The sequence below is a fragment of the Pseudomonas sp. TH07 genome (assembly GCF_016651285.1).
Classification (GTDB): Bacteria; Pseudomonadota; Gammaproteobacteria; order Pseudomonadales; family Pseudomonadaceae; genus Aquipseudomonas.
The window spans coordinates 1-12002 of sequence record NZ_JAEKED010000002.1 but is presented as its reverse complement, the minus strand read 5'-3'; the positions used below and the strand labels follow the sequence as shown (position 1 = coordinate 12002).

General features: G+C 63.0%; 9 protein-coding genes and 1 pseudogene. 1 reads left to right on the top strand and 9 read right to left on the bottom strand.

Annotated features, from left to right (window positions below; all coding sequences use genetic code 11):
• The coding region (locus tag JFU57_RS33180; protein WP_201132262.1) for an amino acid permease at positions 1–380 on the bottom strand (380 nt) is incomplete at its 3' end.
• A gap of 448 nt (positions 381–828) precedes the next feature.
• Here JFU57_RS33180 and arcD point away from each other — a divergent pair.
• Positions 829–2256: an arginine-ornithine antiporter gene (gene arcD, locus JFU57_RS33175; RefSeq protein WP_201132263.1), complete on the top strand. Its 1428-nt coding sequence runs from the start codon at positions 829–831 to the stop codon at positions 2254–2256.
• A gap of 54 nt (positions 2257–2310) precedes the next feature.
• Here arcD and JFU57_RS33170 read toward each other — a convergent pair whose 3' ends face one another.
• From JFU57_RS33170 to JFU57_RS33140, 8 genes and pseudogenes are all read right to left on the bottom strand, one after another.
• The gene (locus tag JFU57_RS33170) at positions 2311–3660 is read right to left on the bottom strand and encodes a CoA transferase (RefSeq protein WP_201132261.1); all 1350 of its coding nucleotides are present in this window, start codon (positions 3658–3660) and stop codon (positions 2311–2313) included.
• A gap of 119 nt (positions 3661–3779) precedes the next feature.
• Positions 3780–4535, bottom strand: a complete 756-nt coding sequence (locus JFU57_RS33790) for a methyl-accepting chemotaxis protein (protein WP_443217373.1) — start codon at positions 4533–4535, stop codon at positions 3780–3782.
• Positions 4536–4637: 102 nt separating this feature from the next.
• A pseudogene (locus JFU57_RS33785) lies at positions 4638–5645 on the bottom strand (PDC sensor domain-containing protein); the annotation flags it as partial.
• Positions 5646–6055: 410 nt separating this feature from the next.
• Positions 6056–6457: a YbaN family protein gene (locus JFU57_RS33160; RefSeq protein ID WP_078471838.1), complete on the bottom strand. Its 402-nt coding sequence runs from the start codon at positions 6455–6457 to the stop codon at positions 6056–6058.
• Between the two features lie 153 nt (positions 6458–6610).
• The gene (locus JFU57_RS33155; RefSeq protein WP_078471837.1) at positions 6611–7219 is read right to left on the bottom strand and encodes a biliverdin-producing heme oxygenase; all 609 of its coding nucleotides are present in this window, start codon (positions 7217–7219) and stop codon (positions 6611–6613) included.
• Between the two features lie 114 nt (positions 7220–7333).
• Positions 7334–9940: a TonB-dependent receptor gene (locus JFU57_RS33150; RefSeq protein WP_201132259.1), complete on the bottom strand. Its 2607-nt coding sequence runs from the start codon at positions 9938–9940 to the stop codon at positions 7334–7336.
• 119 nt (positions 9941–10059) lie between these two features.
• Complete coding sequence (locus JFU57_RS33145; RefSeq protein ID WP_201132258.1) at positions 10060–11031, bottom strand: FecR domain-containing protein; 972 nt, start codon at positions 11029–11031, stop codon at positions 10060–10062.
• A gap of 199 nt (positions 11032–11230) precedes the next feature.
• A complete protein-coding gene (locus JFU57_RS33140; protein ID WP_020297291.1) occupies positions 11231–11749 on the bottom strand; it encodes an RNA polymerase sigma factor in 519 nt (172 codons plus the stop codon).
• Positions 11750–12002: the final 253 nt, after the last annotated feature.

Here is a 12002-nt window from a genome sequence, read left to right as displayed (position 1 = left end):
GCGGGCGTATTGCCCTCGCCAAAGATCGGGAAGAAGTAACCCAGGGTGCTGAACAGCAACACGAAGTAGCCGACGTTGCCCAGCCAGGCGCTGATCCAGTAGCCCCAGGCCGAGGAAAAACCCATGTAATCGCCGAAACCGGCCTTGGCGTAGGCGTAGACCCCGCCGTCCAGGTCCGGCTTGCGATTGGCCAGGGTCTGGAACACAAAAGCCAGGGTCAACATCCCCACCGCGGTAATGGCCCAACCAATAAGAACTGCACCGACGTCGGCACTGGCGGCCATGTTTTGCGGTAATGAGAAGATCCCGCCGCCAATCATCGAGCCGACTACCAAGGCGACTAGCGCACCTAATCGTAGTTTTCCGGGAGTGTCAGACATTGCATGACTCCAATGCAGGAGAAGAGAGTTGTCAGCGTAGGGCTGATATCATTTTGAATAGCTGACTTAGATCAGTTCATTGCTACATTCCATTGTTTATGAATGACTTAAGGAACATTTCCATATGATCATTGGGCGTCTGGAAAGCGCTTTCCAGAGCCTTCAAGCTGCGTGAACAACAAGACTTCTCATCGGCGACGAGGGTTCAAGCTAGTTCGTTTTGCCGAATGTGCAAATCATGTAACGGTCTTGAAACAGATCATAATGATGGCACTTAGTACATGGGCACGATAAAAGCGCCGGTTATTCAGCGCGTTCCACGAGTTGTGATGCCATTTATAGAAAAAGCGATGGTTAATTGACTTACTGAGTAATACGTAAATCTGTAGAAGTTATTTAATTGCGTGTAGCGTTAACGCCGGATGGACTCATGAATGCAGAGGTAGGGATGGCACAACCGGCGCAAAAGCTTCGACTCGGTGCGCTTATTGCCCTGGTGGTGGGGTCGATGATCGGCGGCGGGATTTTCTCGTTGCCGCAGAACATGGCGGCGCGTGCCGATGCCGGTGCGATCCTGATCGGCTGGGCGATCACCGCCGTCGGCATGCTGACCCTGGCCTTCGTCTTCCAGACCCTGGCCAATCGCAAGCCGGAGCTGGATTCCGGGGTCTACGCCTATGCCAAGGCCGGGTTTGGCGATTACATGGGCTTCTCTTCGGCCTGGGGCTACTGGATCAGTGCCTGGATGGGCAACGTCGGCTACTTCGTGCTGCTGTTTAGCACCCTGGGCTACTTCTTCCCGGTGTTCGGCCAGGGCAACACCCCCGTTGCCATTGGCTGTGCCTCGGTGCTGCTGTGGGCGGTGCACTTTTTGGTGCTGCGCGGGATCAAGGAGGCGGCGTTTATCAATCAACTGACCACCGTGGCCAAGATCCTGCCGATCCTGATGTTTATCGTGATCGCCGCCGTGGCGTTCAAGGCCGACGTGTTCACTCGTGATATCTGGGGCCGCAGCAACCCGAATTTCGGCAGCGTGATGGATCAGGTGCGCAGCATGATGCTGGTCACGGTGTTCGTGTTCATCGGCATCGAGGGCGCCAGTGTCTACTCGGCCAAGGCGCAGAAACGCTCCGATGTCGGTCGGGCCACGGTGATCGGTTTTCTCGGGGTGCTGGCGTTGCTGGTGCTGGTCAATGTGCTGTCCCTGGGGATCATGACCCAGCCGGAACTGGCCCAGTTGCAGAACCCGTCCCTGGCGGCGGTGCTGGAGCATATCGTCGGGCCCTGGGGCGCGTTGCTGATCAGCATCGGCCTGGCGGTCTCGCTGTTGGGCGCGTTGTTGTCCTGGGCCTTGTTGTGCGCGGAGATCCTTTACGCCACCGCCCGCGACCGGACCATGCCGGCCTTCCTGAAAAAGGAAAACGCCAACCACGTTCCGGTCAATGCGCTGTGGCTGACCAACTGCATGATCCAGATTTTCCTGGTGATCACGCTGGTCTCCGCCGGTACCTACACCAGCCTGATCTACCTCGCCTCGTCGATGATCCTGGTGCCGTACCTGTGGTCGGCGGCCTATGCGGTGCTGCTCAGCGGCCGCGGTGAAACCTACGAGCAGGCCTCGGCGCAACGGATGAAGGACCTGTTTATCGGGGGGGTGGCCCTGACCTACGCGATCTGGCTGCTGTATGCCGGCGGCCTGAAGTACCTGCTGCTGTCGGCGTTGCTCTATGCGCCGGGGGGGGTGCTGTTCGCCCAGGCCAAACGGGAGCAGGGCGAACCGCTGTTCACCCGCTTCGAGAAGCTGATCTTCGCCGCCGTGATCATGGGCGCGGCGCTGGCGGCCTACGGCCTGTACAGCGGCCTGCTAAGGCTTTGAATCCCCCCGTCCAGTGCCCTGTGGCGAGGGCCTTGGCTGCCTTTGGGCCGGCCATCACCATTTGGCCCGATGGGACCCCAGCTCGCTGGCCGGGAGGGCCCACTGCAACGGCGAGCCGCTGATATGCAACGGCACTTGCAGGCGATGGGCCGGGCCCCAGGGAGTCTGTTCCACCAATAAGCCCTGGTCCTCGGCTGTTTCCGCGCGTAGCGGCTGCTCGCAGGGGCCTGCGCTGTGCTCCAGCAGTAACTGCGCGGTACGGGCCAGGGACAGGCGCGAACTGCTGCCGGCGCCGGTCTGCAGGCGCTGGTCCAGGGCGCGAATCGCCCTGGCGGCCATCAGGTAGCCGGTGGCGTGGTCCAGGGCCTGGACTGGCAGGGGCACGGGCTGGTCGGCGTGCTTCCAGATCATGCCGGCGTCGGCAATCCCGCAGCTCATCTGTACCAGGCTGTCGAAACCCCGGCGGTTCTGCCAGGGGCCGCTCCAGCCGTAGGCGTTCAGACAGACATCGATCAGCCCCGGGGCCAGTGCCTGGCGTTGCGCCACGCCATAACCGAGGTGTTCCAGGGCGTCGGCGCGGTAACCGTGGAGCAGGATATCGGCCTCCCCGAGCAGGCTTTCGAAGGTGCTGCGGTCGGCCGGGTCATGCAGATCCAGGCGTGTGCAACGCTTGCCCAGGGTGACCTCCGGGACTACCCCGGGCTCATTCCAGTGCGGCGGGTCGATACGCAGCACATCGGCCCCCAGCCCGGCGAGAAAGCGGCTGGCGATCGGCCCGGCCAGCACCCGGGTCAGGTCCAATACCTTGATCCCGGCCAGCGGCTGGGCCGGACTTCCCGACCAGGTTCCGAGCGCGGTCGGCGGATTTTCAATCACGGCCACCAAGGGCTCGGTCTGTACCGCCTGCCCCTGGGGATGGGCCTGCCATTGCGCCCAGCTGCGCATCTGCGCCGCACAACCGCCAGCATTGACCACCGCCTGTTCCAGTTCGGTTTTGCCCCACTGCGCCACCTTGGCCGCCATGGCGCTGCGCTCGCTGACCCGGCCCAGCACCTGTTCGGCAGCCGCCCGGTGATGGGGCGCATTGGTGTGCAAGCGGATCCAGCCGTCCTGGGTCGGGTAATCTCCGGCAACCGGGTCCCACAGCGGTGGCATGTTCCAGCCGATCGGGCGCAGTGACGTGGCGAACCAGAACGACGCCAGGCGTCGGTCGACCCGCAGCGCCGGCAGGCGCCCGGTCTGCCGATGTAGCAACTCGGCCACGGCCTGGCCGGCGCTGGCGATACTGGCGCTGGCCAGATCGGTCACGGCAAAGGCCGAGGGCAGGGCCCCGGTTTCGCTGAAGTCGATGGACGACTGGGAGAGCCCCAGCGCAGCTTGAATGGACGTGAGAATGTCGGTCATGGCAGGCCCTCCAGAGCAGGAGGGGCATTGCACCCCGAAACTGCTGCGGCTGTCGAGAACCCGCTGGCAGAGCCGGCGGTTCCCTCATGACCAACAGCGGTCGGTAGTGCCTGGGGCGGTTACACCCGGAACTGATCCATCAATTTCATCTGGTGTGTCGCCAGCGCGTTCAACTGGCTGCTGACCTTCGCCGACTCAGTGGCCTGCTCGGTCAGGGTTTCGGTCACGCTGCGAATCGCCGAGACATTGCGGTTGACCTCTTCGGCCACGGCGCTTTGCTGTTCGGCGGCGCTGGCGATCTGCAGGTTCATGTCGCTGATGACCGTCACCGCATCGCTGATCTTGCCCAGGGCCTGCACGGCCTGCTGGATCTGGCCGGCATTGTTGTGGGCCTGGGTCTGGCTCGAGTGCATGGTCGCCACCACGCCACGGGTGCCGTTCTGGATGCGTTCGATCACCTGGCGGATTTCTTCCACCGAGTCCTGGGTGCGTTTGGCCAGGTTGCGCACCTCGTCGGCGACCACCGCGAACCCGCGTCCGCTTTCCCCGGCGCGGGCGGCTTCGATGGCGGCGTTGAGGGCCAGCAGGTTGGTCTGCTCGGCAATGCTGCGGATCACTTCCAGCACCGAGCCGATCTGTTCGCTGTTGACCGCCAGGGCTTCGACCTCGGTCACCGCCTTGCTCACTTCCTCGGCCAGGGTGCTGATATCACGGGTGCTGCGCTCGATGATGGTCATGCCTTCCCGGGCCGACTGGTCGGCGCCGCGTGCCGCGTTGGCTGCGTTGGAAGCGCTGTTGGCAACGTCGTGGGCGGTGGCGCTCATTTCGTTGGAGGCGGTGGCCACCTGGTCGATTTCACGGAACTGCACCTGCATGCCTTCGCTGGTCTGGCGGGCGATGGCCGAAGACTGATCGGCGGTGCCACGGGCGTCGGTGATGCTCTGCTTGATCTGGGCGATGGTCGGCTGCAGCTTGTCGAGGAAACGGTTGAACCAGTTCACCAGTTCGCCCAACTCGTCCTGTTTGCTGTAGTGCAGGCGTTGGGTCAGGTCACCGTCGCCGCTGGCAATGGCCTTGAGCATCTGCGCCACGCTGTTGATCGGCCGGGTCACGCCCGAGGCGCTGAGCCAGATCAGCAACAGGCCCAGCAGGCCGGCGCCGGTGGCCACCAGCAGGGCCTTGAGGGTACCGCTGGCCTGGGCGTCATCGAGCACGGCCTGGAGTTTTATCGAGTCGGCCAGCAGCACCTGCTGTGGCAAGTCGATGGCCACGCCCCAGGGCTTGGCGTCGGCAATCGGGCTCACCGGGTACACGCTGCGGATCAGGTCGCCCTGTTGCAGGGTTTGCGGGCTGTTGCCGTTTAGCAGTTGGAGCACGTCCTTGCCGTCGGCGCCGAGGGTGTCGCCGATGTTCTTGCCGACTTTGCTCGCGTCCGAGCTGTAGGCGGCCAGGACCCCGCTGCCGGAGACGATCAGCATATGCCCGGCACCGTTGAACAGTTCACGCTGGGCGTCAGCGGCAGCGGCTTGCAGGGAGTCCAGGGCGATGTCGACGCCGATCACCCCCAGCACCTTGCCGTCGATGATCAACGGCAGGGAAATGGTGGTCATCAGCATCAACTTGCCGCCGACGGTATCGGCGTAGGGGTCCAGCAGGCAGGTGCGCTTGCCGTCGCGTGGGCAGGTGTACCAGCTGTTGTAGGGCGTACCGCTGAGGCTGAGGGTGGTTTTGCTCAGGTCTTCGTTGGTCATCACCGTGTTCAGCCCGGTGCCGCCGGCGCGGCTCCAGTAGCTGGCGAAGCGCCCGTGCTCGTTGGAACCCCGGGCCAGGTCATTGGCGAACTCGCTGTCCTTGCCGTCGAGGGCGTCGGGCTCGAAGGCCAGCCAGATGCCCAGCACCTTGGCATTGCGCTCGAATGCGGTCTTCAGGCTCTGGTTCAGTTCTTCACGCAGCGCCGAGGCTTCGAGGGCGCGTTTGCCGGCCATGGCCCGCAGATCCTTGACCTGGTCGGCCAGGGCGGTCACTGCCAGCAGGCTGTCGCCGAAACTCCGTTGCAGCCTGACCGCCTGTTCGCCCGCTCTGGATTGCAACAGGTTCTGCACGCTGCCCGTGAGCATCCGGGTGCTGGAGGTGCTGACCAACTGGTTGTTCTGGTTGGTCTGGTAGAGGTTCATGCCAACGATCAACCCGACCACGCCCAGTAGGCACAGTCCGGACAACAGCACGATTTTCAGGCGGATGGAGAGAGAGTCGAGCATGGGGCGATCTCGCGAAGGGACAGGTGATGAGCCTTGAGTCGGATGACTCATGGCGCCAAGTCCATTCAGCGCTATGCCCGGAACATCGGCTTGCGCGGCATTTGCGTGAGACGCAGCCGACGAGCGGTCATCTTCGGCTAGGAAATCTGAGGCAGGGCCTCTGGCCGCGACCAGATCCACAGGTTGCCCAGGCTCATGCCGCCGATGGCCAGGTACATGGTCCAGTGATGATTGAGCAGGGCCAGCATCAGCCCGGCGCACAGCAGCATGCTCAGGGTGGCGCTGACCTTGGCCCGGCGGCTGACGATCTTGCCGTTGCGCCAGTTACTGAGGATGGGGCCGAACAGGCGATGGTTTTCCAGCCAGGCGCTGAGGCGAGGCGAGCTTTTGGTAGCGGCCCAGGCGGCCAGCAGGATGAATTCGGTGGTCGGCAGGCCAGGCACGACGATGGCGATCAGGCCGATGGCCAGGCTGGTGTAGGCCAACAGGCCGAAGAGCAGGCGCGAGAGCTTCGAGGCGGGTCGGGGGGAGCGGGTCATGGGTTCGCTGGTGAGTGACGAGCAGAGGCTTAATCCTGGGTCGGTTTTCTGAAAAAAGCCATCGCCGGCAAGCTGGCGGCGGCTCAAGCCAGGTACCCAAGTCGCTGAAAGGGGCAAGCCAGCCCTTGTCGGGCCTGGCCTGCCCAGGTTGCGTCAGGCCAGTTCCGGGGCGCTGGCGTAAGCCTGTTCGAGCAGCACGGTGAAGCGGTTGAAGGCATCCAGGGCGCCTTTTTCCGCCGCGGCTTCTTCTTCGGCGCTGAACGTCAGGCCGTCGAGGGTCTTGACGAAGCTCTTCCAGCCTTCGGCACGGCCGCCGGCCGGTTCGCCCAGGTGGCGAGCACCGAAGGTTTCACTCAGGCCCAGGCCTACGGCGCGCTTGATCAGGAACGCGGCGCCGAGCTTGGAGCCTTCGGAAACGAAGATCCAGCCCAGGGCTTCGGCCTGGCTCGGGTTGCTCACCGCGCCGGCTACCGGTGCCGGGACTTCGGTGTCGAGGTCGGCCAGGTCGGCCTTGGCCGCTTCGGCGCGGCAGCGGGCCGCGAGGTCAGGGACGATTTTGTTCAGTTCGGCATCGTTGTACAGGTCCACCAGTTCCGACTGGAACAGGTACTGCGCAACCACGAAGCGGGCGAAGTTGCCCTGGGTTTCAAACGGCGCGTGGGCCTTGACCAGGGTGTCGAGCTTGGTGTGCGGCTCGTGGGTGATCTGGTTCAGGCGTTGCGAGCGCAGGTGATGAGGCTGGGTAGAATCCTGGGCGGTCATGAAGATGTCCTTGAGAATGAGATGCACTTAAGTGACTAGACGAACAAGAAGACGCGACACAGTAAAAAAACCTCACTGCCCATGAAAAAAAAGGGCAGCGAGGCGCTGGATGGATCAGATATCCCACACCAGATTGACCGAGACGTTGCGCCCGGGAGCTGTCAGGCGGTCGAGGTTGGCGGGGTTGAGCATGCCGGCTTCGCCGACCCCGTCGTAGCCGCGTACGTCGTCCCAGTTCCAGTATTTCTTGTCGGTCAGGTTGTACAGGCCGGCGTTGACGGTGACGTCGTCGGTGACCTTGTAGAAGCCGGTCAGGTCGAGAATGCCGAAGCCCGGGGTCTTGAACTGGCTGCTGCTGGTCAGGCCGTCCGGCGCCTTGAATGCGTTGTCATCCACCCGATCCTTGCGTTTGACCAGGGTCCAACTGAGCAGGGTGCCGTAGTTGTCCTGGTCGTAGCCCAGGCCAAACACGCCCTTGAGCGGGTTGACGCTGTTGAGCGGCTCGCCGTTGTCGGCGTTGCGCCCGTAGGCGTATGCCACCGAACCCTGGGTGTAGAGCCCCTGGGGAGCGCCCAGGGCGTCCAGGTTCAGGCGGCCTTTGACTTCCGCGCCCTTGATGGTGGCGTGCTTGATGTTGGCGCTGAGGAACTTGACCTGGTTGTAGCCTGGAGCAATGGCGTCTTCGTTGATGAAGTCGCGGTACTTGTTATAGAACACCGCCACATCGAAGTTGCCGTGCTCGAAGTTGCCGCGCAGACCGGTTTCCCAGCTCTGGCTTTTCTCCGGCTTCAGGTTCGGGTTCGGCGTGACCGAGTAGCCGAGGCCCGGGTTTTCGAAGCGCCCGTACAAGGCCTTGGCGGTCGGTGTGCGGAAGCCTTCGGCGTACTGGCCGTACCAGGTGTACTGCTCGGTCAGGGCGTAGGTCAGGCCGAACTTGGGCGACAGGCGATGCCAGGTTTTTTCCTTGGCGTCGATTTCGCTGGCACTGCCGCCGGCAGCGACGATGGTATTGATGAACTGATCGGTCACGTGGGGTTTGAGCTGGGTGTAGTCGTAGCGCAGGCTCGGCAGGAAGGTCCAGTCGTTCCAGCGAATCTGGTCCTGGACGAACACGCCGTAGGTGTTGCTGGTCGGGTCCGGGAAGTCACTGGATTTGACCAGGCTGTCCGCTGGCATCAGGCTCGGCCCGCCGATGACCGGGCAGTTGGTGGCCACGTTGAGGCAGACGGCGGTGCCGGAGCGGTAACCGGTGACTTTCTGTTGCTTGATGTTGGTGCCGTAGGTCAGCAGGTGCTCGGTATCGGCAATGCTGAACGCCTTGTCCAGCTGGGCGTCGAAGACCCACTGTTTTTCCTGGTACAGGGTGTCGCGGGTGCGGGCCACGCGGCGCCCGGATTGGTAGATCTCATCGGCATGCTGGTCGGTCTTGGCGATCTGGTAGTTCAGGCTCCACTTGATCTTGTCCACCAGCAGGCTGTCGAGGGCAAAGCTGTGCTCCAGGCCGAAACGCTCGCGGGTGACGGTGTCGTTGGCGGTACGGGCGCGATACAGGTTGCTGCCCATGCCGTTGAAGAACAAGCCGCCGACCACGCTGCGCTGATTGCTGTCACGGTCGTCCTTGTACTTTTCGTAGGTCAGGCCCAGGCGCGAATCGTCGTTGTAATTCCAGCCCAGCTTGGCCAGCACGTTGGTGGTGCGCACGGTTTCCGGGTTGGCTTCGGTGCGTTTCAGGCCGGTGCCGCCGGTGCTGCCGTAGGACTCGGTTTCACGGCCGTTGCGCTGGCTCAGGTGCAGCAAGCCGTCGAACTCACCGCTGCGCCCGGCGAAGGTGCCGGAGGTCAGCCAGCTGTTGTCGGCGGAGCTGTAGCCGGTTTTCAGGCGTGCGCCCAGGTCCTGGCCGGGTTTGATGATGTCGTCCGGGTCGAGGGTGAAATAGCTCACCGCGCCGCCGATGGCATTGCTGCCGTAGAGCGCCGAGGCCGGGCCGCGCAGGATTTCCACGCGCTTGATGATTTCCGGGTCGACGTAGTTGCGCTGGGTTTCGGCGTAGGGGCCGTTGAAGAAGCTGCTGGGCACTTCGACCCCATCCACCTGGGTCAGGATCCGGTCGCCGTCGATGCCGCGGATGTTGTAGCCGCTGATGCCGCCACCGCGCTTGCCTGCACCACCGACCGATACGCCGGGTTCGTAGCGCGTCAGCTCCTTGATGTTATTCACGTTCTGCCGGTCGAGCTGGGTGCGGTCCTGCACCGTCACCGTGCTCGGCACCGAACTGACGTCCTGTTCCTGGCGGGTCGCACTGATGGTCATCTGCTGCAGGTTGACCACGTCGGCGCCGCTGCGCTTTTCCAGGACGATGGTGTTGTTCCCGAGTTTGCGATAGTTCAGGTTGGTGCCTGCCAGCAGCCGGTCCAGGGCTTTTTCCGGCGGCAGCGAGCCGCGCACACCTGGGGAGGCGACGCCGGCGCCCAGTTCTGCGGGCAGCCCCACCTGCCAGCCGGTGACCGCGGTAAAGGCATTAAGCGCCGAGACCAGGGGTTGCTGGGCAATGGCGAAATGATAATTGCCCATGCTCGAACTGGACTGCGCCGGGGCAGTGGCGGCCATGGCGGGCGTGGCCTGGGCGCCGGCCAGCAGGATCGCAGCGGTCAGCAACGACAGGGTGCAACTTTGCAGGCGGGCAGAGGGAACAGGGGATCGGCTGTTGAGGCGAGAGGACATCGAAAGCGCTCCGGGTCGCACGAATCTTATAGGTGCAGATCAGCATTTAAAATGCGAATCAATTGCATTGGCTATAACGAGACGTACGACCCAAGGCTATCGAGTAAAAATAATTATTCTCAGTTGATGATCACCAGCGCCGGGAATTCCGAGAGCCGCGCCGAGGTGATGTGGGCCAGGGATCGCACCACATTCAGGGGCTGGTCGAGGCGATAATTGCCGGTCACGGCCACATCGGCCAGACGCGGGTTGTTGTTGACGATCCAGCCCGGGTAATAGCGCCGCAGTTCGGCCAGGACCTGGCTCATCGGGCAGTTTTCGAACACCAGGCGACCCTGGACCCAGGCCAGCTCCTTGTCTGCATCGAGTTTGGCCGGGGGTTCGAAGCCCTGGGGGCCGACGCGCACGCTTTCCCCGGCGGACAGGCGAATGCGCTGGTCGGCATGGGTCGCCCGCAAGTCGATAGCGCCGCGCTGCACCTGGACCTGGGCAATGCCGTCCAGGTAGCGCACGGCAAAGGTGGTATCGCGCACGCTGGCCCGGACCGGGCCGGCCTCCAGCTCCAGGGGCAGGCCGCGGTTGGCCGGGATCTCGAAATAAGCTTCGCCCTGATACAGCCGGGCCACGCGCTGCTGATCGTCGATGTCGCTGGAAAACGCCGAGTTGGTATTGAGCAGCACCTTGGAGCCGTCTTCCAGTTGCAGGCGCTGACGTTCGCCGACCTGGGTCAGGTGGTCGGCCTGCAGGCGCAGGGGCAGATTGCTGAAACTGAACAGCCCGAGCACCAGTACCGCGGCCGTGGCCAGGGGTTTCCAATGGGGTCGCAGGCGGGCCAGGCGTGACACCTTGGGTGGGGTGCTGTCGAGGGCGACGGCGGATTGCGCCACGTGCGGGCCGTTCCAGATCGCCTGGGCTTTCTCGAAGGCCTGGGCATTGAGCGCGGAGGCCGTCAGCCATTGCTGGAATTGTCGGGTTTGCTCGGCACTGGGATGGTCCAGCACGATCAGCCAGTCCATCGCCTGATCCATGGCCAGCTCCTGTGGAGAGGCGCCCGAGGGGGTAGGCGGCTCGGCGCGGTGAGTATCCGTCACGGGTGTTCCTCGGCTGTGTCTGTGCACAGCTGTTTTTTCAAGAGAGAGCGAAAGCCGGGCAAGGTTAGCAAACCCCCGGGGCTGACGCAGTCGTTCCGATCATCAGCTCGGAACCTGTTCACGATCCGCTGTGCTTGGTTCATGGGGCATTAACAAGTGGCTGAGCATCGCTCGCTGGAACGTGAACAGGTTCTAAGACTCACTGTGAGTCCAGGCGTTCGGCGACGCCGATGCAGATGGCCATGATCAGTTTCAATTCCTTTTGCACTGTGCTCAGGGACACCCGCAGTTCTTCGGCGATCTCCTGATAACTGTGACCGTGCAGGCGGCTGAGGATAAAAATCCGCTGCTGGCGCGGGCTGAGCTGATTAAGGCTGAGGTTCAGGCGCTCAAGCAGTTGTTCGGCATGGGCCGCATCTTCTGCGCTGCTGGTGGGGGCGGCGACGTTCTCCACCACCTCCATCGGCACGTCTTCGAGCAGGGTCCTGCCCTGGATGCGGCGCGCGCGCAAGTGGTCCAGAGCCAGGTTGCGCGCGGTCTGGAACACAAAGGGTTCGAGGTGATCGATGGCCCGTTCATTGAGGGCCCGGGTCACACGAAGGTAGGTTTCCTGCAGCAGGTCCTCGGCGGTGCTGTGGTTATCGACCATCCGCTCCAGCGTGCGCAGCAGAGAAATTCGTTGAGTGAGGAAGACATTGTTGAAGCGCGATTGACTCACAGCGGGGCCTGATCCATTTTTTGCAGTTGATGATAATGCTTATCATCTACGTGCCTGGTCAAGTCCTGGGTGAGTTTCAGACTCACCTTATAGCCCCACGCTCGCTCCCCACTCTAGATTCCCGCAGTCAGGCGACAGCCCTGCCGGCCGGTACAGGCCCAGGGCTTTAGAGATCAGGAACTCAGTCACAGGGAGTTATGCATGGCCAGCCAAGCCGATCTGCGCTTTACCTTCAGTATTGGCGACGAGTCTT